16 protein-coding genes are annotated in these 20,788 nt (G+C 70.6%); 2 read left to right on the top strand and 14 right to left on the bottom strand.

All coding sequences use genetic code 11. From position 1 onward, the window contains the following. Nucleotides 1-102 precede the first annotated feature (102 nt). The 4 genes from HED23_RS33205 to HED23_RS33220 all read right to left on the bottom strand — a co-directional run bounded on the left by HED23_RS33205 (nt 103) and on the right by HED23_RS33220 (nt 8,156). Nucleotides 103-1,308, bottom strand: a complete 1,206-nt coding sequence (locus HED23_RS33205; protein WP_203187007.1) for a DNA polymerase III subunit delta' — start codon at nt 1,306-1,308, stop codon at nt 103-105. Between the two features lie 118 nt (nt 1,309-1,426). Then, the gene (gene tmk, locus HED23_RS33210) at nt 1,427-4,531 is read right to left on the bottom strand and encodes a dTMP kinase (protein ID WP_203187008.1); all 3,105 of its coding nucleotides are present in this window, start codon (nt 4,529-4,531) and stop codon (nt 1,427-1,429) included. A gap of 295 nt (nt 4,532-4,826) precedes the next feature. Beyond that, the gene (gene topA, locus HED23_RS33215; protein WP_203187009.1) at nt 4,827-7,679 is read right to left on the bottom strand and encodes a type I DNA topoisomerase; all 2,853 of its coding nucleotides are present in this window, start codon (nt 7,677-7,679) and stop codon (nt 4,827-4,829) included. Between the two features lie 279 nt (nt 7,680-7,958). Beyond that, a complete protein-coding gene (locus HED23_RS33220) occupies nt 7,959-8,156 on the bottom strand; it encodes a hypothetical protein (protein WP_203187010.1) in 198 nt (65 codons plus the stop codon). Here HED23_RS33220 and HED23_RS35790 point away from each other — a divergent pair. After that, nucleotides 8,155-8,289: a hypothetical protein gene (locus tag HED23_RS35790; protein ID WP_274383047.1), complete on the top strand. Its 135-nt coding sequence runs from the start codon at nt 8,155-8,157 to the stop codon at nt 8,287-8,289. The genes HED23_RS33220 and HED23_RS35790 overlap by 2 nt on opposite strands. Nucleotides 8,290-8,592: 303 nt before the next feature. On the opposite strand, the gene HED23_RS33225 is transcribed toward HED23_RS35790, so the two are convergent. The 5 genes from HED23_RS33225 to HED23_RS33245 all read right to left on the bottom strand — a co-directional run bounded on the left by HED23_RS33225 (nt 8,593) and on the right by HED23_RS33245 (nt 15,301). Beyond that, nucleotides 8,593-10,098 carry a N5-glutamine methyltransferase family protein gene (locus HED23_RS33225; protein ID WP_203187011.1) on the bottom strand — a complete coding sequence of 502 codons (1,506 nt, stop codon included), beginning with the start codon at nt 10,096-10,098 and terminating at the stop codon, nt 8,593-8,595. 312 nt (nt 10,099-10,410) lie between these two features. Continuing rightward, nucleotides 10,411-11,043 carry a small secreted protein gene (locus HED23_RS33230; protein ID WP_203187012.1) on the bottom strand — a complete coding sequence of 211 codons (633 nt, stop codon included), beginning with the start codon at nt 11,041-11,043 and terminating at the stop codon, nt 10,411-10,413. Between the two features lie 280 nt (nt 11,044-11,323). Continuing rightward, complete coding sequence (locus tag HED23_RS33235) at nt 11,324-13,771, bottom strand: sodium-translocating pyrophosphatase (protein ID WP_203187013.1); 2,448 nt, start codon at nt 13,769-13,771, stop codon at nt 11,324-11,326. Nucleotides 13,772-14,294: 523 nt separating this feature from the next. Next, complete coding sequence (locus HED23_RS33240) at nt 14,295-14,744, bottom strand: ATP-binding protein (RefSeq protein WP_203187014.1); 450 nt, start codon at nt 14,742-14,744, stop codon at nt 14,295-14,297. Between the two features lie 203 nt (nt 14,745-14,947). Next, on the bottom strand, nt 14,948-15,301 hold the full coding sequence (locus HED23_RS33245) for an STAS domain-containing protein (protein WP_003967428.1): 354 nt from the start codon (nt 15,299-15,301) through the stop codon (nt 14,948-14,950). A gap of 79 nt (nt 15,302-15,380) precedes the next feature. On the opposite strand from HED23_RS33245, the gene HED23_RS33250 reads away from it, so the two are divergent. Continuing rightward, entirely contained in the window at nt 15,381-17,894 is a 2,514-nt protein-coding gene (locus tag HED23_RS33250; RefSeq protein WP_203187015.1) for a DEAD/DEAH box helicase, read from the top strand. Between the two features lie 43 nt (nt 17,895-17,937). Here the strand turns inward: HED23_RS33250 and HED23_RS33255 are convergent, their stop codons facing one another. The 5 genes from HED23_RS33255 to HED23_RS33275 form a co-directional block, all read right to left on the bottom strand. Further along, a complete protein-coding gene (locus HED23_RS33255; protein ID WP_238442203.1) occupies nt 17,938-18,309 on the bottom strand; it encodes an Rv3654c family TadE-like protein in 372 nt (123 codons plus the stop codon). Further along, a complete protein-coding gene (locus tag HED23_RS33260) occupies nt 18,306-18,686 on the bottom strand; it encodes a TadE family type IV pilus minor pilin (protein ID WP_203187016.1) in 381 nt (126 codons plus the stop codon). The genes HED23_RS33255 and HED23_RS33260 overlap by 4 nt, the downstream gene beginning before the upstream one ends. Continuing rightward, nucleotides 18,673-18,909 carry a DUF4244 domain-containing protein gene (locus tag HED23_RS33265; protein ID WP_203187017.1) on the bottom strand — a complete coding sequence of 79 codons (237 nt, stop codon included), beginning with the start codon at nt 18,907-18,909 and terminating at the stop codon, nt 18,673-18,675. Before HED23_RS33265 ends, HED23_RS33260 begins: the two co-directional genes overlap by 14 nt. 217 nt (nt 18,910-19,126) lie before the next feature. Continuing rightward, entirely contained in the window at nt 19,127-19,930 is an 804-nt protein-coding gene (locus HED23_RS33270) for a type II secretion system F family protein (protein WP_203187018.1), read from the bottom strand. After that, nucleotides 19,927-20,769 (bottom strand): type II secretion system F family protein, encoded by an 843-nt coding sequence (locus tag HED23_RS33275; RefSeq protein WP_238442346.1) that lies wholly within the window; start codon nt 20,767-20,769, stop codon nt 19,927-19,929. Before HED23_RS33275 ends, HED23_RS33270 begins: the two co-directional genes overlap by 4 nt. Nucleotides 20,770-20,788: the final 19 nt, after the last annotated feature.

The following is a 20,788-nucleotide window of genomic DNA, read 5'->3' on the forward strand; positions in this document are numbered from 1 at the left end:
TCCGCCGCGTGACGACTCCACCGATTCCCTGCTCATACGGGTGAATTCACTCAGCCTCATGGGCCCGTGCGGGAGCTGAGGCGCCGTACGGGACGACGGACGTCAGCCCGCCCTGAGCGCCACCGCCATCGCCTCCACGGCGAGCAGGGGCGCGACGTTCCGGTCGAGGGCACGGCGACACGCGAACACGGCTTCGATGCGACGCAAGGTCCGCTCAGGGGTGGACGACTCGGCGATCCGGTCGAGGGAGTCCCGTACGTCGGTGTTGGCGAGGGCGATCCGGGAGCCGAGCTGAAGTGCCAGCACATCGCGGTAGAACCCGGTGAGCTCGCTCAGCGCGAGGTCGAGGCTGTCGCGCTGCGTACGCGTCCTGCGGCGCTTCTGCCTGTCCTCCAGCTCCTTCATGGCACCAGCTGTGCCACGCGGCATCCGGCCGCCGGCCACGCCACCGAGCGCAGCCTTCAGGTCCTCCGTCTCCTTGACATCGACCTCCTCGGCAACCTGCTTGGCGTCGTCAGTGGCCGTGTCGATCAGCTCCTGGGCCGCCTTGAGGCAGCCTCCGACGTCATGGACGCGCAACGGGAGCTTGAGCACGGCGGCACGGCGGGCACGCGCCCCTTCGTCCGTGGCCAGGCGGCGCGCCCTGCCGATGTGGCCCTGAGTCGCGCGTGCCGCGGCCGCGGCACGCTCGGGCTCGATGCCGTCGCGCCTGATCAGCACGTCGGCCACCGCATCCACCGGAGGCGTACGCAGAGTGAGGTGGCGGCAGCGCGAGCGGATCGTGGGCAGCACGTCCTCGAGGGAAGGGGCGCAGAGCAGCCACACCGTGCGGGGCGCGGGCTCCTCCACCGCCTTCAGCAGGACGTTCCCCGCGCCCTCCGTCAGACGGTCCGCGTCCTCCATGACGATGACCTGCCAACGACCCACGGCAGGGGACAGCTGGGCTCGGCGGACGAGCTCACGGGTCTCCTTCACACCGATGGAGAGCAGATCCGTCCGGATCACCTCGACGTCGGCGTGGGTACCGATCAGCGCCGTGTGGCAGCCGTCGCAGAAACCGCAGCCGGGAGCCCCGCCCAGGGCCCGGTCGGGGCTGGTGCACTGGAGCGCCGCGGCGAACGCGCGCGCGGCGGTGGCGCGGCCGGAGCCGGGCGGACCGGTGAACAGCCAGGCATGGGTCATCTTCGAGCCGGGGGGAACCGGCTCGCCCTCGGAAATGGCGGTGACCAGCACATCGGCGTCCCGGGCGGCGGCGCCGAGCTGCTCCTGCACCCGGGTCTGTCCGACCAGGTCGTCCCATACGGTCATGGTCACCGCCCTTCCGGTGGTGTGGTGCGGGGACGCCGGAATCCCAGCGCTTCCCCATTGTGCGGGAAGGCTCTGACAATCCCGGCGTTCCGTCCCCCGGGCACACGCCCGCCCGCCGTCAGCGACGCGGCCGGCGCCCACCCCGTCCGGAGCCGCCCTGGTCCTCGTCGCGGTCGCCGAGCAGTTCGTCGGCCAGCGACGGCAGATCGTCGAGCGGCGTCTCCTCGGCCCAGTCGGGACGAGGCCGCTTCTGGCCGGGGGCGTCCTGATCCGCACGGCCGGCCCGCGGGTCCTCGACCTGAGGCAGTTCACGCGTGCGCTCGTTCTCGCTCTCGGCGCGGGAAGCACGGCGCTCGTCACGGAAGACGCCCGGCGGTACCCGGTCCGACGGATCCTCGTCCCGCACGGGCGGAAGCACGGCCGTCTCGTCCGCGTCGCGCACGGGCGGCAGAACAGTCGTCTCGTCCTCCGGGCGGTCCGGCCGGGCGACGGGCACCGGCTGCGTGATCTCGTTCGGATTCACGACCGGCGTCGGGACGGTGAGTTCGTTGTCCGGCACGGACGGCCCGGAGGACCCGGAGGACCCGGAGCCGGACCGGCCGGACTCCCGAGACCGCTGCGCGGCAGCGGCCGCCTCCGCCCGGGCAGCCGCCTCGGCCTCGGCGCGGCGTCGGGCCTCCTCGGCCCGCACCAACGCCTCCTCCGCCTTGCGCTGCTTCTCCAGGCGCAGTTCCTCCGCCTCCTTGCGCAGCCGCGCCTCCTCCTGAGCCTGCGCGCGCAGCCGCGCCTGCTCGGCCTCGCGCACCCGCTCCTCGGCCTCGAGACGGGCCCGCTCCTCCTCCGCACGGCGGCGGGCCTCCTCGGCGCGCTGCCGGGCCTCCTCCGCCTGCCGTTCGGCCTCGCGCTGACGCGCTTCTTCCTCCTCGCGGCGCTTGCGCTCCTCCTCCTCGGCACGGAGCTTGGCGAGCTGAGCCTGCCGCTCACGCTCCAGCCGCTCCTCCTCCGCCTTACGGGCCGCTTCTTCCTCCGCCTTGCGCCGGGCCTCTTCCTCGGCCGCCTTGCGCGCCTCCTCCTGAGCCCTGATCTCGGCTTCGGAGAGCGGCAGGACCCGGTCGAGCCGGTGGCGTACGACGGTGGTGATCGCTTCCGGTTCCTGTCCGGCGTCCACCACCAGATAGCGGGCCGGGTCGGCCGCCGCGAGTGTGAGGAAACCGGACCGGACCCGGGTGTGGAATTCGGCAGGCTCGGACTCCAGCCGGTCGGGCGCCTCGGTGAAGCGTTCCCGCGCCGTCTCCGGGTCGACGTCCAGAAGCACCGTCAGGTGCGGTACGAGCCCGCTCGTCGCCCAGCGCGAGATCCGGGCGATCTCGGTCGGGGCGAGGTCCCGGCCGGCGCCCTGGTAGGCGACGGACGAGTCGATGTAGCGGTCCGAGATGACGATCGCGCCGCGCTCCAGCGCGGGACGGACGACCGAGTCCACGTGCTCGGCCCGGTCAGCGGCGTACAGCAGTGCCTCGGCCCTGTTCGACAGACCGGCCGACGAGACGTCCAGCAGGATCGAACGCAGCCGCTTGCCGACCGGGGTGGCGCCCGGCTCGCGCGTCACGACGACCTCGTGGCCCTTGGCACGGATCCATTCGGCGAGTGCCTCGACCTGGGTGGACTTGCCGGCTCCGTCGCCGCCCTCCAGGGCGAGGAAGAATCCGTTCGCCGCGGGCGCGACGGCGGGGTCGCCACCGCGCAGCGCCTCACGCAGGTCACGGCGCAGCGGCACACCGGCACGGTCGTCCGTCTTGGCGAGGACGATCACGGCGACGGGCAGCAGCAGAGCCCCGATGAGCATCAGGGCGAAGGCCGCACCACCGTGCGCGAAGACGAAGTCACCGGATCCCAGGCGGTGCCGTCCGATGGCGGCGGCGAGCAGAGGGCCGCCCACCGCGCCGAGCGCGACCAGCACGCGGACGACCGCCTGAAGGTGCTCGGTGGCCTTGGCCTGCCGGAACGCCTCCGTCTCCTGGTCGATGACAGCGTGCCCGATATGGGCGGCGACCCCCGCCGCGTAACCCGCGAGCAGGGCGATCAGCAGGCCGGTGGCTGTGTCGGGCACCAGGCCGAGCGCGAGAAGCGCCACACCCGTGACCGCTACCGCCAGTGCGAGCAGTCGGCGCCGAGACAGGGCGGGCAGCACCTTGCGCGCGGTACGGATACCGAGCGCGGTGCCGCCGGTCAGGGCCAGGATCAGCAGGGCGAAGGTGGCGGGCCCGCCACCGAGATCGGCGGCGTGCAGCACGGAGACGGCGGCCGCGGCGGCGATGGCACCGGCGACCGCGGCGCACGCGGCGACGACCAGCGGGACGCTGCCGGTGCGGCCCTTGTCGGACCCCGTTCCGCCGGCCGGCCGGCGCAGGCCCTCAAGGGGCGAGCGAGGGCGGGGCGTCTTGGTGGCCGGGAGTTCGAGGAAGTACAGGGTCGAGACGGAGGCGGAGAAGAGCCCGGCCGCGACGTAGGAGCCGAGGGCCGCCTGGTGGAAGGAGAACCATTCGAAGCCGGTGCCGAGCAGTTCCCCGACGAGCGCGGCGACCACCAGCACGGCCGCGGCCGCGGGGACCGCCAGGAAGTTCGTCCGCAGGGAGAGCCTGCGCAGCGCGTCGAGGTGATCCGGCAGCGGGCGCACCGCGGCGCCCTCCAGGGGCGGGGCGGGAAGCAGTGCGGGAGCAGCGCTCTCCTTGGCCACCGACCACAGCCGTTCGCCGACACCCGCCACGAAGACGGTGATCAGGATCATCATGAGTGCCTTCTCGGGCATCCAGTCGATCCACAGGGGCGCGACGACCAGCAGAGCGAGCCGCAGCCCGTCCGCCCCGATCATCAGCCATCGCCGGTCCACGGGACCGCCGGGTGCCGTGAGCGCCGTCAGGGGCCCCAGGAGTACGGCTCCGAAGAGCACGGTGGAAAGGATCCGGGCGCCGAACACGGCGGCGACGGCAAAGGCCGCCCCGCGGTATCCGGCCCCGAATGAGCCCTCGAGGACCGCCGCCTGCAGCGACAACAGCACAAGCACGAGAAGGGCGAGTGAATCGCCGATACTGCCGACGAGCTGGGCGCTCCACAACCGCCTGAGCGGGGGAACACGCAACAGGGCTCGTACGGCGCGCTCGCGTGAGTCTGCGGCAAGTGGGTCGGAGGTGGGGCTCACGACCAATGGCTGCTCGGCTCGCGTCATCCGCCCAGCCTATCGGCAGCCGTGCGGTACCCGGGGGCCGCGTCCGAACATATGCCCAACGGAAGCGCGGGCCGCACATCACACGAACGCCGGAAGGGCCGGGTCTTCCCGGTCCTTCCGGCGTTCGTGCACTGTGGACGCCGGACGGTCGGTCATCACGACGGACGCCGACGACCGGCCGTCACGGCGGACTGCGACGGGGCCGGCCTTCGCGGCCGACGCGAAACAGCCGGCCTCTCACTGCTGACGCCACTGACGCCCTGAGGTCCCCGCAGACGCCGCTGACGCCCTGAGGTCAGCTCTCCTCGGACGAGGCCGAGGCCGTCCTCTTCGACGCGGCGGTCGCCTTCTTCGCGGGCGCCTTCCTGGCGGTGGTCGTCTTCTTCGCTGCCGTCGTCTTGGTGGCGGCCGTCTTCTTCGCCGTGGCCTTCTTGGCCGTCGTGGCCTTCTTGGCCGGGGCCTTCTTCGCCGTCTTCTTCTTCGCCGGCCCCTTGGCCCGCTTCTCGGCGAGCAGCTCGTAGCCGCGCTCCGGCGTGATGTCCTCGACGCTGTCGTCCGTCCGCAGCGTCGCGTTCGTCTCGCCGTCGGTGACGTACGCGCCGAAGCGCCCGTCCTTCACGACCACCGGCGCCCCGCTCACGGGGTCCGTGCCCAGCTCCTTCAGCGGCGGCTTGGCAGCGGCACGTCCGCGCTGCTTCGGCTGCGCGTAGATCGCGAGGGCCTCTTCGAGCGTGATGTCGAAGAGCTGGTCCTCCGAGGTGAGCGACCGCGAGTCCGTGCCCTTCTTCAGGTACGGGCCGTAGCGGCCGTTCTGCGCGGTGATCTCGACGCCCTCGGCGTCCTCGCCGACCACGCGCGGCAGCGACATCAGCTTGAGCGCGTCGGCCAGCGTCACCGTGTCGAGGGACATCGACTTGAAGAGCGAGGCGGTCCGGGGCTTCACCGCGTTCTTCCCCGTCTTCGGCGTGCCCTCGGGCAGCACCTCGGTGACGTACGGGCCGTAGCGCCCGTCCTTGGCGATGATCTGGTTGCCGCTGACCGGGTCGGCACCGAGCTCGAAGTCACCGCTCGGCTTGGCCAGCAGCTCCTCCGCCAGGGTCACGTCCAGCTCGTCGGGTGCCAGGTCCTCGGGCACATCGGCGCGCTGGTGGCCCTCGGAGTCCTTCTCACCGCGCTCGATGTACGGGCCGTAGCGGCCGACACGGAGCTTGATGTCGTTGCCGACGGGGAACGAGGAGATCTCCCGGGCGTCGATGGCGCCCAGGTCGGTCACGAGCTCCTTCAGGCCGCCGAGGTGGTCGCCGTCGCCGTTGCCCGCGTCGGAGGCAGCACCGGCACCGGTCGTCTCGTCACCGGCCCCGAAGTAGAAGCGGCGCAGCCACGGCACGGACTGGGCCTCGCCCCGCGCGATGCGGTCGAGGTCGTCCTCCATACGGGCGGTGAAGTCGTAGTCGACGAGCCGGCCGAAGTGCTTCTCCAGCAGGTTGACCACGGCGAAGGAGAGGAACGACGGCACCAGGGCCGTGCCCTTCTTGAACACGTATCCGCGGTCGAGGATGGTCCCGATGATCGAGGCGTACGTCGACGGGCGGCCGATCTCGCGCTCTTCGAGCTCCTTGACCAGCGACGCCTCGGTGTAACGGGCCGGAGGCTTGGTCGCGTGGCCGTCGACCGTGACCTCGTCGGCGGTCAGCGCGTCGCCCTCGGCGACCTGCGGCAGCCTGCGCTCACGGTCGTCCAGCTCGGCGTTCGGGTCGTCGGCGCCTTCGACGTACGCCTTCATGAAGCCGTGGAAGGTGATCGTCTTGCCGGACGCGGAGAACTCGGCGTCCCGGCCGTCGCTCGCCCGGCCACCGATCTTCACGGTGACGGAGTTCCCGACGGCGTCCTTCATCTGGGAGGCGACGGTCCGCTTCCAGATCAGTTCGTAGAGCCGGAACTGGTCGCCGGTGAGGCCGGTCTCCGCCGGGGTGCGGAAGCGATCGCCGGAGGGGCGGATCGCCTCGTGCGCCTCCTGCGCGTTCTTGACCTTGCCGGCGTAGGTGCGCGGCTTGTCGGGCAGGTAGTTCGCCCCGTACAGCTGCGTGACCTGCGCCCGGGCAGCGGAGACCGCGGTGTCCGAGAGGGTCGTGGAGTCCGTACGCATGTAGGTGATGAAGCCGTTCTCGTACAGCTTCTGGGCCACCTGCATCGTGGCCTTGGCCCCGAAGCCCAGCTTCCGGCTCGCCTCCTGCTGGAGGGTCGTGGTGCGGAAGGGCGCGTACGGCGAGCGGCGGTACGGCTTCGACTCGACCGAGCGGACCGCGAACGTGGAGTCGGCGAGCGCCGCGGCCAGGGCGCGGGCGTTGGCCTCGTCCAGGTGCAGCGTCTGGGCGGAGCCCTGCTTGAGCTGCCCGTCCGGGCCGAAGTCGCGGCCCTGGGCGATACGGCGCCCGTCGACCGCGCTGAGGCGGGCGGTGAGCGTCGAGGGGTCGGAGGCGTCACCGGTGCGGCCGGTGGCGAAGGTGCCGGTCAGGTCCCAGTACTCGGCGGAGCGAAAGGCGATGCGCTCGCGCTCCCGCTCGACGACGAGGCGGGTCGCCACGGACTGGACACGGCCCGCGGAGAGCCGCGGCATGACCTTCTTCCACAGGACCGGCGAGACCTCGTAGCCGTACAGGCGGTCGAGGATACGACGGGTCTCCTGGGCGTCGACCATGCGCTGGTTGAGCTCGCGCGGGTTGGCGACGGCTGCCCTGATCGCGTCCTTGGTGATCTCGTGGAAGACCATCCGGTGGACCGGGACCTTGGGCCTGAGGACTTCCTGCAGGTGCCACGCGATGGCTTCGCCCTCGCGGTCCTCATCGGTGGCGAGGAAGAGTTCGTCGGATTCGGCAAGGAGCTGCTTGAGCTTCCTGACCTGGGCTTTCTTGTCTGCGTTGACGACGTAGATCGGCTGGAAGTCGTTTTCGACGTCCACACCGAGGCGGCGTACCTCACCGGTGTACTCGTCCGGCACCTCGGCGGCGCCGTTGGGCAGGTCGCGGATGTGCCCGACGCTCGCCTCGACGACGTATCCGGGGCCGAGGTAGCCCTTGATCGTCTTCGCCTTGGCAGGCGACTCGACAATGACGAGTCGGCGGCCTGCGGTCTCGCTGGTCGGGGACAACTTCGCTCTTCTCTCCGGTCGGCACTCGTGGGCATCCGGGCAGCGCTCTGACGCTGCCCGCGGTGCTGTCGCTGCGGAGTGTGACGGTACAACCCGCCCCCGTGTCAAACGGCAAAAGCCCGCAACGGCCACTCGAACGGTAACCCGACTTCCGCCATTCCTGCCGCCCGGACCACCCGGTCCGCTCCTCGCAGGGCTGTCGCCTGCGGATTCCGAGGTCCTGCCGGAGAGCTTGAGGGGAGGCCGACCGACGGCCGTCGCCCACGCCGGAGAAGTGGATCAGATGCGGGTGAAGCACCACACGCCGAGGACGAGGAAGAGTACGCCGAAGAACGTGGCGAGAGCGGTGGAGGCGACGGGGCTCACACCGAGCGCAACCGGCGCGCGCTGGATGGTGCGCGCCCCTGTCCAGACGAGGAGGGCGGAACCGAACAGCGCGAAGGCCGCACCGGCGAAGGCCGCGGTGACACTCTCCATGTTCGTACCCCTCACGTTCTTCCCCTCGGCTGCCGCCGGGGCGCTCGTACGCCGTCGCGCTTCCCGTGGCTCCCGCGCCGCCGCTCCGGGCGGGCAGCTCGGCGGAGTCGTGCGGACGGCTCACCAGAGGTGAGGCTGCCACCCCGGGGGGTCGTCGGCACGAACCCCGGGTGAACACCGCACTGCTGCCCGGGGAACCGCCGTCGGCGGCACCCACAGGGCACGCAGCTGTCCGAGGAGCCCAGCCCTGAGCGGAACCCGCCGACAGTGCCGGACCGGCATGGGATCCAAGACGGAAGGTGCTGGTCAGAGGTGGTTTCAGCACCGGCGCTTGCGACTCCTGTGTCCAGGAACGGAGCACGACCGCACACCGGGCGAACCTGCACCGCCGAGGACGCGGTGAGCGGCAAGGCGGTAAGGGTGACGTGTCCGCGCCTCACCGGACGGGTTCGATGAAGCCTTCCTCCACCAGCAGCCGGATCGCCTGGGGGGTCCGGTCACGCAACAGCACCGGATCCTCTGCCATCAACTGGGCGATGGCGTCGAGGATCCGGCCCGCGGGCAGCGAGCCGTCGCACACTCCGGCGAACCCGGCCCCGACGGCGTCGACCTTGGTCGCACGCCTCATGCCACGGTGCTGACGCAGCACCACATGCTCGGGGTCCTCCGCGCCCGGCAGCCCGACCTGCTCCTGGACGACCTCCGCGGCCAGGGTGAAGTGCGCCGCAAGCAACGCCGCGTCGTCGTGCTCACGCAGATAGTCCTGCCGTGCGAAATGGGCCTCGACGGCCGGTCCGAGAGGCTGCTCCACGGCGTGCGGCCACTCCTCGGCCACGAGCGAAGGCATCCCGGAGGCCGCTGCGGCGGACTTCCGGAGCGTGATCCAGCCGAAGCCGACGGCCTTGGTGCTACGGGCCTCGAACTCGTCCAGCCAGGCCTCGTACCGCTCGGCGTAGAGGGCGGGGTCGGTGCGGTGGTCACCGCTGTCGCGCAGCCAGAGCTCGGCGTACTGCGTGACGTCCTGCACCTCGCGCTGCACGATCCAGGCGTCGCAGCCGGCCGGCACCCAGGAGCGCACCCGGTCCTGCCACTCCTCGCCCTCCACGTGCTGCCAGTTGGCAAGGAACTGCGCGTACCCGCCCTCGTTGAGCCGGCCCCCGGCCTGCTCCACCAGGGTCCGGCACAGGTCGTCGCCGCCCATGCCTCCGTCGCGGTACGTCAGCCTGGCACCGGGCGAGATGACGAAGGGGGGATTGGACACGATCAGGTCGTACGTCTCCGTACCGACCGGCTCGAAGAGGGAGCCCTCCCGCAGATCGGCGGGGGTGGCTCCGGACAGGGCAAGGGTGAGGCGGGTGAACTCCAGCGCACGCGGGTTGACGTCCGTGGCCGTGACCCGGGTGGCGTGCCGGGTCGCGTGCAGGGCCTGGATGCCGGAGCCCGTACCGAGATCGAGGGCAGACGCCACGGGCTTCCGTACGGTGATCCCCGCGAGTGTGGTGGAGGCACCGCCGACGCCGAGGACCACGCCTTCCTCGTGCGAGCCGATGCCGCCGGCCCCGCCGACCGCGCATCCCAGGTCGGAGACGATGAACCAGTCCTCGCCCTCCGGTCCGCCGTAGGGCCGTACGTCGACGGTCGCTCTGACCGTGTCGTCCTCCAGAACCGCCCAGCCGTCCTCCACGCACTCCTCCAGGGGGAGAGCTACGGCGGCTGCGGCGGCCGGAACGGGGCGCTGCAGAAGGAACAGCCGCACCAGCGTGTCGAGGGGTGAATTCCCGCGGGTGGCCCGGAGCGCCGGGATCGTCTCGCTACGGGCGAGGGCGGCGTACGCGGGCGCGCCGAGCCGTTCGAGCAGGCCGTCGGCGGTGAAGGCGGCGGAGATCAGGGCTTCGCGGAGCCGGGGGGCACGGTCGGATGCGGGGAGGCTGGTCGTACTCACCCGCCCATTGTGTCCGCTCCCGCCGACAACGGCAGCGGCCCGGCGCCCCCGAGGGCGGCCGGACCGCTGCAAGCGGGTCTCTCACGCCACGGTTTCCCGCTGTTCACGGCGCTCGACGGCGAGGCCGCCCGGGCGGCGCGGCCGCTCACGCCCGCCGCTACAGCCACTGGCGCGCCCACCGTTACGGCCGGCACGCCTCGCCGCACACGCGCCGGTGCCGCCGCAGGCCCTCCCGCTCAACGACTTCTCGCTCCATGCCCTCTTGCTCTACGACTTCTCGCTCTACGACTTCTTGCTCTACGACTTCTCGCTCTATGCCTTCTCGCTCGCCGAGGTCGAAGGTGATGCGGACTTCGACTCGGAAGCCGGGGCCGACGGAGCGGACGCGGGCGGAGCCGAGGCCGTCGGCTTCTGGCAGCCCTTCTGCTTCGCCATCGCGGAGCCGACCTCACCGGACTGCAGCTTCCTCAGCGCCTGGTCACCGTTGGTGCTGATCTTGTTCAGCTCGTCCGCGATGTCCTTGAGACCGTCGGCGAACTTCGCCTGGTCCTTCGCGTCCAGCCCGTCGACCTTGGTCTTCAGGTTCGCGTAGGCGACCGAGGAGGCGTTGAGCTCCTTCACGGCCTCCTTCTGCGTGGTGTCCCCGCCGTCCACGGGCGGCGGGCCCGCCGACTGCACGGCCGCGCCGAGCGACTTGTACGCCTGCGAGATCTGCTGGAAGGCGGCCGAGTCGGTCTTCTGGACGTCAGCGGGCTTGCTGTTGTCGGCCGTCTGCTGCTGGATCGCGGCATTGGCGTTCGCGATCTTCTGCAGCTGCGGCTGAACCTGGTCGCAGACCTTCTTCGCCCAGTCGTTCACCTTGTTGTCGCTGTCGTCGCTGCAGCCCGACAGCGTCAGTACGAGTACCGCACCGCCGGACAGTGCGGCTGCAAGCTTCTTGTTCACCGGATTGGGTCCCTTCCAAGGCTCTCGGCCCCGGAACTTACACGCCAAGTGGGCGACAATCAGGCGCCGGGCATCCGATATATATTCTTTTGAAGCCATTTGCACCAAGGAAAAGGAGGGAGATACAACTCACCTGCTCACTCGGACACACGTGCGAGTGACCCTCGGCGGCCGTGGCCTGGCCTAGCATGTGAGCAGCGGACGGCACATCAGGATGCGCCGCCCGACGCCCCGTTGAACAGGCTTTACCTGGCACCGGCCTGCTCCGCGACCCCATCTCTCACGAAACAGCCGCCGGGCCGGTGGACTTGGCCGGGCCGCCCCCGCCGTCGTCACCGCCACCACCGCTCGGTCCCTCGCTGTCGCCCACCGCGATTCCTCGTCGCTTGGACACATAGACCGCGCCGATGATGACGACGAGGGCGATGACGGCAACCAGGGCCCGCACCCCCGCGCTCGCGCCGTCGCCGTAACTGAACTGCACCACCGCCGGCGCGATGAGCAACGCCACGAGGTTCATCACCTTGAGGAGCGGGTTGATGGCCGGCCCCGCCGTGTCCTTGAACGGGTCGCCGACCGTGTCGCCGATGACCGTCGCGGCATGGGCCTCGCTGCCCTTGCCACCGTGGTGCCCGTCCTCGACGAGTTTTTTCGCGTTGTCCCACGCGCCACCGGAGTTGGCGAGGAAGACGGCCATCAGGGTGCCCGTGGCGATCGCCCCCGCCAGATAGGAACCGAGGGCCCCGACCCCCAGGGTGAAGCCCACGGCGATCGGCGCCAGGACCGCGAGCAGCCCTGGCGTGGCCAGCTCGCGCAGCGCGTCCTTGGTGCAGATGTCGACGACGCGGCCGTATTCAGGCTTCTCCGTGTGGTCCATGATCCCGGGGTGTTCCCGGAACTGCCTCCGCACCTCGTAGACCACGGCCCCGGCCGAACGGGAGACCGCGTTGATGGCCAGCCCGGAGAAGAGGAAGACGACCGCGGCCCCGAGAATCAGGCCCACCAGGTTGTTCGGCTGGGAGATGTCCAGACTCAGCCCGAGTTCCCCCGCCTGAGCCCCCACGTCATCGACGGCAGTCGCGATGGCATCCCGGTACGAGCCGAAGAGCGCGGCCGCCGCCAGGACCGCCGTGGCGATCGCGATGCCCTTGGTGATGGCCTTGGTGGTGTTGCCGACGGCGTCCAGGTCAGTGAGGACCTGGGCGCCCGCCCCCGTGACGTCTCCGGACATCTCGGCGATGCCCTGAGCGTTGTCGGAGACCGGGCCGAATGTGTCCATCGCGACGATGACCCCGACGGTGGTGAGCAGGCCGGTCCCCGCCAGGGCCACCGCGAAGAGCGCCAGCATGATCGACGTACCGCCGAGCAGAAAGGCCCCGTAGACACCGAGACCGATCAGCAGCGCGGTGTAGACGGCCGACTCCAGGCCGATGGAGATACCCGCGAGGACGACGGTCGCCGGGCCGGTCAGAGAGGACTTCCCGATGTCCCGGACGGGACGTCGGCCGGTCTCGGTGAAATAGCCGGTGAGCTGTTGGATCAGGGCGGCCAGCACGATCCCGATGGCCACCGCGACCAGGGCGAAGACGCGCGGGTCGCCGCCGTGCGAGGTGATGGCCGAGTCGGTGACCCCACCCAGCTCGGCGTACGAGGCCGGCAGATAGGCGAAGACGGCCACCGCCACCAGGGCGAGCGAGATCACGGCGGAGACGAAGAATCCACGGTTGATGGCGCTCATCCCGCTGCGATCGGCACGCCTCGGCGCGACGGCGAAGATCCCGATCATCGCGGTGATCACGCCGATCGCCGGGACGATCAGGGGAAAGGTGAGCCCCGCGTCACCGAATGCGACCTTGCCCAGGATGAGCGCGGCCACGAGGGTGACGGCGTACGACTCGAAGAGGTCGGCGGCCATGCCCGCGCAGTCACCGACGTTGTCACCCACGTTGTCGGCGATGGTGGCGGCGTTGCGCGGGTCGTCCTCGGGGATGCCCTGCTCCACCTTGCCCACGAGGTCGGCACCGACATCGGCGGCCTTGGTGAAGATGCCGCCTCCGACCCTCATGAACATGGCGATCAGCGCGGCACCGAGGCCGAATCCCTCCAGCACCTTGGGCGCGTCGGCGGCGTACACGAGCACCACGCAGGAGGCGCCCAGGAGGCCGAGGCCCACCGTGATCATGCCGACCACACCACCTGTGCGAAAAGCGATCTTCATGGCTTTGTGCGAAACAGTGGTGAGATCCTTTTCCGGTTCGCCCTCGGTGGGAGTCGCCTCACGCGCGGCGGCGGCCACGCGCACATTACTGCGGACGGCGAGTCGCATACCGATGTATCCCGTGGCCGCCGAGAAAAGCGCACCCACCAGGAAGAACAGCGAGCGCCCCGCACGCTGCGACCAGTTGTCGGCCGGCAGCAGCAGAAGCAGGAAGAACACGACTACGGCGAAGATGCCGACGGTGCGCAGTTGCCGGGCCAGATAGGCATTCGCACCTTCCTGGACGGCTGCCGCGATCTCCCTCATTCGTTCGGTGCCTTCACCGGCCGCCAGGACCTGGCGCACGAGCAGCTGGGCCACGACCAGCGCGGCAAGGGCGACGACCGCGACGACTACGACGATCAGCCGGTTGCCGTCGGTGAGTACTGCGGCTGCGAATGAGGTGGACCGGCCGGAAGCTACGGAAACGTGCGTCAGTTCTGCCAGTGGGGTGTTGAGGAACTCCGCCATACGTCCTCCTTGACGCTGAGCGCTCAAGACGTGGACGGATTGTAGGGAGCAAAACCTGATCAAAACAGTGGGTGGCCAATGAAATCGACTTTCGTCCACCCAATGGCAAACGATCTCGCTTCTCTTTGAACCCGAATGCAGTAATGGGGCAGACGCGTGGCGTCCACGGAATTCCGGAGATCATTGATCAAGCGAAAAAGGAAAGACCCTGTTCGGCAGGGTCCGAGATGGTGATCACGCGGCCGCCGAGACAACAGCACCACCGAGGCACAGGGCTGAACGTGGGCCGCCCGGCACAGACTGAGACAGTCGCACTCAAAGCGCCATGAGGGCCGCGCCAGCGGGAGCCAGGCAAGGCGGCGTGAGCCACGCAGGCGGTGGATCGAGCCCCGGGCATGGTGGGGCCGCACCGAGCGGGCGGGGAACGCCGAGTCAGGTCAGGTCAGGTCAGGTCAGGTAGGCGTAGCGGCCGGGGCCGTCGGCCAGGTCAGGAAAAGCGCCACGGCCGGGGCCGTCGGCCAGGTCAGGAAAGCGCGACGGCCGGGACCGTCGGCCAGGTCATGCGGATCACTCCGCCGTCCGCACCAGTGCGGACCTCCACGTCGTCGACCAGACCGCTGATGACCGCGAGGCCCATCTCGTCCTCGCTGTCGGCGTCGGTGTCCGGTCCGTCCGGTCCTCCGCCGACGGGCGCTCCCTGCGCTGAGGTGCCGGCCCCCGGGGCAGGAAGACCATCGCCGACCTCGATGGAGAACGCTTTCTCCTCTTCGGTCAGAACGACCGTGACCGGGGAGGTGATGTCATGGCTCCGATGCAGTCCCACGGCGCGGCTGCACGCCTCGCCGACTGCCAGTCTGACCTCGTCGAGCACCGCCTCGTCCACGCCGGCCCGGCGCGCCACGGCGGCTGCCACAAGGCGAGCCGTCCTGACATGTTCGGGCTGAGCGCTGAAGCGGAGTTCAACGGTTGGCATGCCATCCCCCTCGTATGGGCGTGCATTTTCAGGGGCCCGGGCGTGTCGCCCGGTACCCCTGCACTCATTCTCCTCCGGAAACCGACGAAGCCGACAGCCGACCACATGGCCGACCGCCTGCTCGTGGCGGCCCGTCTGCTGCCGCCTGCCGGTCTGTCGCTGCGTGCCTGTCAGCCCTGTAGTTGCCGACCTGCACCGACGGTTCAGTCGGTTGCCGCGACAGCCTCGTCGACCGTGGTGTGAATGGGAAACACCTTGGTCAGACCTGTGATCCGGAAGATCTTGAGAATGCGCTCCTGGTTGCACACCAGACGCAGTGAGCCCTCATGGGCCCGGACACGCTTCAAGCCGCCCACGAGCACGCCGAGGCCGGTGGAGTCGAGGAAGTCGACGCCTTCCATGTCGACAACCAGGTGGTAGCTGCCGTCATTCACCAACTCGACCAACTGCTCGCGCAGCTTGGGCGCGGTATACACATCAATCTCGCCACCGACCTCGACGACCGTACGGTCGCCACCAGGCCCGGACACATTGCGAGTCGACAGGGACAGGTCCACGGATCCTCCAGCACCTTGCTATCGAGCGGTCGCCCCTCGGTCTCCCCGACGGAGGCCAGGGGACGGATCGCCAGCCGCGATGGCATTCAATCACTTACCAGCAGCCATGCACGACGCCTTGGGACCATTGTCCGTCACGCCAGTGACACACTCGGTGCCGATGGCCAAGAATCACCGCCCCAGTCGACCACCCGAGAACGCGGGCCCGCGCCCCTCTCCGACGGTGGTTCTCGACCGGCTCGCCGCAACGGCGGGCCGGGCAGCGCGCATCACTCATACGGAGCACTTGCCCCCGCGAGCGGGAACCCATGCCACCTGGCCGGATCGCATCCGGCCAGAAGTGATCTCAGCGATCGGCCGGTCCGGGATCGACCATCCGTGGACGCACCAGGCCGCCGCCGCCGAGCACGCGCTGGACGGCGAATCCGTCGTGATCGCCACCGGAACGGCGTCCGGCAAGTCGCTCGCCTACCTCGCTCCGGTACTGAGTACCCTCCTCGATGGCGCCCATGCCCCGAACGGCCGCGGCACCACCGCCCTGTACCTCGCCCCCACCAAGGCGCTGGCCGCCGACCAGCGCCGCGCGGTGAAGGCGCTCGCAGCACCTCTAGGCTCCGCGATCCGGCCCGCGGTCTACGACGGGGACACGCCGGTCGAAGAACGCGAATGGGTGCGTCAGTACGCCAATTACGTCCTCACGAACCCCGATATGCTGCACCGAGGCATTCTCCCGTCCCACCCCCGCTGGGCCTCCTTCCTCCGGTCCCTCCGCTTCGTCGTCATCGACGAGTGCCACACATACCGGGGCGTCTTCGGCTCTCACGTCGCTCAGGTTCTGCGCCGGCTTCGCCGCCTCTGCGCACGCTACGGATCCGACCCCGTCTTCCTTCTCGCCTCCGCCACCGCGGCACAGCCCTCGGCCGCCGCAGGCCGCCTCACAGGCCTGGACGTCAAGGAGATCGCCGACGACGCCTCGCCGCGGGGAGAGATGGTCTTCGCCCTCTGGGAGCCGCCCCTGACCGAGCTGCACGGCGAGAGGGGGGCTCCGGTACGCCGTACCGCCACGGCTGAGACTGCTGACCTGCTGACCGACCTGACGGTCCAGGGCGTGCGTTCGGTCGCCTTCGTCCGTTCCCGACGCGGAGCAGAGCTCGTCAGCGTCATCGCCAAGGAGCGGCTGGCCGAGGTGGACAGCTCACTGCCCGGGCGCGTCGCCGCCTATCGCGGCGGCTACCTGCCCGAAGAGCGCCGGGCCCTTGAACGCGCGCTGCACTCCGGAGAACTGCTCGGGCTTGCGGCCACAACAGCCCTGGAGCTCGGCATCGACGTCTCGGGCCTGGACGCCGTCGTCATCGCCGGTTACCCGGGCACCCGTGCTTCCCTCTGGCAGCAGGCCGGCCGCGCCGGACGCTCGGGGCAGGGCGCCCTCGCTGTCCTCGTGGCCCGGGACGACCCGCTGGACACCTTCCTCGTCCACCACCCCGAGGCCTTGTTCCAGCAGCCCGTGGAGTCAACCGTCCTGGACCCCGACAACCCCTATGTGCTCGCTCCTCACCTGTGTGCCGCTGCCGCGGAACTTCCCCTCACGGACTCCGACATCGCACTCTTCGGCCCCGCTGTGCCCGAGCTTCTGCCACAACTGGAGGCCGCGAAGTTGCTGCGCAGGCGGACAACGGGCTGGCACTGGACCCGCCGTGAACGCGCCGCCGACCTCACCGACATCCGCGGCGGGGGCGGTCGTCCGGTCCAGATCGTCGAGGAAGGCACCGGCCGGCTGCTGGGCACGGTTGACGAATCGGCTGCGCACACCGCCGTTCACGAGGGCGCCGTCCACCTCCACCAGGGCCGGACGTACCTGGTCCGTAAGCTGGATCTGGAGGATTCGGTCGCCCTGGTGGAGGAGGCAGTGCCTCCCTACTCGACCAACGCCCGCGACACGACCGCGATCGCCGTGCTGGAGACCGACACCGAAATCCCTTGGGGTGACGGTCGGCTCTGCTTCGGCTCTGTCGAGGTCACCAACCAGGTCGTCTCCTTCCTGCGCCGCAAGCTGATCACCGGAGAGGTCCTTGGCGAGACCAAACTCGATCTGCCGCCCCGCACCCTGCGCACCCGAGCCGTGTGGTGGACGGTCACCGAGGACCAGCTCGACGCCGCCCGGATCAGCCCGGAGATCCTCGGAGGAGCCCTGCACGCAGCCGAACACGCCTCCATCGGGATGCTCCCGCTCTTCGCCACCTGCGACCGCTGGGACATCGGCGGAGTCTCCGTTCCCCTGCACCCCGACACGCTCCTTCCTACGGTGTTCGTCTACGACGGCCATCCGGGGGGCGCAGGCTTCTCGGAGCGCGCCTTCCACACAGCCCGCTCATGGCTGACCGCGACACGTCAGGCCATCGCGTCCTGCGAGTGCGAGGCGGGCTGCCCGTCCTGCATCCAGTCCCCCAAGTGCGGCAACGGCAACGACCCACTGCACAAACGGGGCGCCGTGCGGCTGCTGACCGAACTGCTCAGAACCGCGCCGCCGGAACCCGAGGAAGGCCACCCGGCGAAGACCTCGGGAGTCCCGCGGCCGGAAAGCGCTGAGGGATGAGGCCACATGGGTGAGCCGGCCGGCCGGCGGATGAGGGCACCGTTCACCGGGGCGGCGGCAGCTCCTCCGGTGGCCCCGCTCTCGACCTGACCTCAGGTACGTACGGGCCGAAGCGCACTCGGGCAGTCACGTCGGCGATCTCACCCTCGACATCACAGCGCACGATCTCCGCTCCCTGGGCCACGGCAACCTCACCGGCCGCCCCGCACGCCACCTCCACACCGCGCAGAGCCTGGTCGGCCGCGGCGAGCGCTGCCAGATCCGCCGCGCCACCGGCCCTGTGGCGGGCGGACACGACCTGCCCCAGAGCCAGCACCGCCACGAACACCGCGCAGAGCGTCGCCGTCGTGACGGCCGCCCAGACCGTCGCCAGCCCGCGGTCTCCCGCCCCGAAGCCACCCCTCGTCCTCTTCACAGTTCTGTCCCGGCAGTGTCCTCGGCCGACGCGACCGCCTCGGCGCTCAGCGTCAGGCCCAGCGTTCCAGGACCCGGAGTAGGCGCCTCCACCCGAACCCGCCACAGCCCCCCGGCCCGCTCCACGGAGACCCGGGCCCTGCCCGGCGCCGCCTCCAGCGCCGCGGCCCGTACCGCGCCCTCCGGCTCCGAACGGGCCGCTGCTCGTGCCCCTGCACGCGCGGCATCCACACAACGGATCTGGTCCGACGCGGCCACCAGCGCCCAGACGAGGACGAGGACGAACCCCACCAGCACAGGAAGGACCATGGCGGCCTCCGCCGTCACCGCTCCCCGGTCACCACTCTGATTTCTCCGTAGCACTTCAGAACTTCGCATCGAGGGCGCCCTTGATCAGCGACTGCAACGCCGACAGCACAGCCCCGCTGGTGACCACCTTGTAGAGCACCGCCGCGAACGCGCAGGCAGCGATGGTCCCCACCGCGTACTCGGACGTCGTCATCCCCCGGTCGAGGCCGCGGCACCGGGAGCGCCTGCCGAACCAGGCCTTCCACACATGACACAGCGCGCTCAGAGACTGCCCCATCGTTTTCCTGCTCATCTCGACCCCCTTGGTCAAACGCCACGTTGCTTCGTTCGGAACTTCGCTTCCGCACTTCGGGCAGCCGGAGCCGGTCCGGCTCCACTCGGGAATCAGCCAGGCCCTCGGCGGCTCTCGGGAGACCAGCGGGGGTCACGGTTCGACCCCCGGTTGATGCCCCGATGGTTCTCGGCGTCCGTCGCCGGAGCCGACCGCCGGGGAAAATCGCTGCTCCCGTTCAGTTGCGGTGCAACAACCCGGACGCCAGCCCGATCACCACCGGCGCCACTCCCACCGCCAGAAAGGCGGGCAGAAAGCAGAGCCCCACCGGTGCGGTGATGAGCACCCCCGCCCGCTGTGCACGCGCCACAGCCGCGCTCGCCCGCTCGGCACGCATCTCGTCGGCCAGCCTGGAAACCGGCTCCGCCGCGGGTGCACCCGTCGATGCGGCGCGCTCCAGGCAGCGGGCCAGTGGCTCGGCGCCCGGCAACTCGCCGAACCGGCCCCATGCCTCGGCCGGTTCACCACCGAGCAGAATCTCGGCTGCCGCACGGGCCAGCCGCTCGCCGACCGGCCCGGCTATGGATTCCCCCACCGCCTCCGCCGCGTCCCGCGGTCCTGCGCCCGCCGAAAGGCAGGATGCCAACAGATCCGCGGTGATCGGCAGCTGCCTGGCAATCAGCGCGACCTCGGTCTCCCGCCCGGCTGAACCACGCCGTCTCACAGAGCGCTGCCACCTCCGCACTCCGAAAGCCCCCGCAAGGCCGACCCCGCATCCGGCCGGCCCTCCGACGAGGATCCAGCCGACTGCCCACACGGCCAGGAAAACCGCCCACTGCTGCGGGCGGCCCCCGCCCGGCGCGCGCAGATCGAGCCACCTCCGCCTCCGCAGGCTCGCGCAGGACTTGGTCAGCAGCGCTCCTCGTCTGCGTATCGCCCGCTCATGCCGCCGTGCGGTCAGTGCAAGGGCGAGATACGCCGCTGTGCCCAGCGCCGCTCCGGCCGCTCCCAGCGGTTCCCCCACACCAGGCGGCCCGCTCACGCCGCCTCCCCCGTCCGCACGATCCGCGAGGCCCAGAACAACCCCGCGGTCTCCAGCAGGCCACCTGCCACCAGGCAGACGAGTCCGCCCGGACTGTGCAGCAGAACCCTCATCGGATCCGCTCCCAGTGCCGCCCCCAGCCCCAGCCCCACCACCGGCAGCAGAGACAGGACCACAACCGTCGACCACGCGCCCGCCAGCTGCGCCCTCAGCTCGTCCCGCCGCCGCCTCTCCCCCCGTAGCGAGCTCTCAAGGCGGGCCAGACCTGCCGCGAGCCCGGCACCGCCCTCCACCGCCACCTGCCAGCAGGCCGCCATCCCCGCGAGTCCATCGAGGCCGGGCCCCGCCGCCGCCTGCCGCAACGCGCCGGGTACATCGCCGCCGAACCGCGCAGCAGCCAGCACTGCGGACTCGGCGGTTTCCAGAGCGCCGACGCCGCGGGCTGCTGCGAGCAAGGCCTCTCCGGGCTCCCGCCCGGCCCTCAGCTCGCCGACCACCGCCCCACAGAGTGCCGTCACGGCGTGGGCGGCCTTCTCGCGCTCGCGCCGCCGCGCACGTTGTCGCAGCCAGCGCCTCACGATCGGAACCGCCACAGCGCCCGCCAGCAGCGGCAGCACCGATTCACCCAGCACAGCGAGAAGAGCCGCCACAGGCGCACAAAGCCATTCCCTCCGCCCGGCGACGTACGCGCGGGCCGTGGCACATCCCACCGGCCCCCACGGCTGGTCCCGCCGAGGAGCCATCAGTACCCGAGCCCGGCGCGCCCCCGGCTCTCCAGCCGCGGCCAGGCTTCCGGCAAGGCCCGCGCATCCTGCCATCGCCCACGCCAGCACCTGCATAAGGGCGTCGGAGCCCGCC

Origin of the sequence: Streptomyces pratensis (assembly GCF_016804005.1) — a bacterium.
GTDB lineage: Bacteria > Actinomycetota > Actinomycetes > Streptomycetales > Streptomycetaceae > Streptomyces > Streptomyces pratensis_A.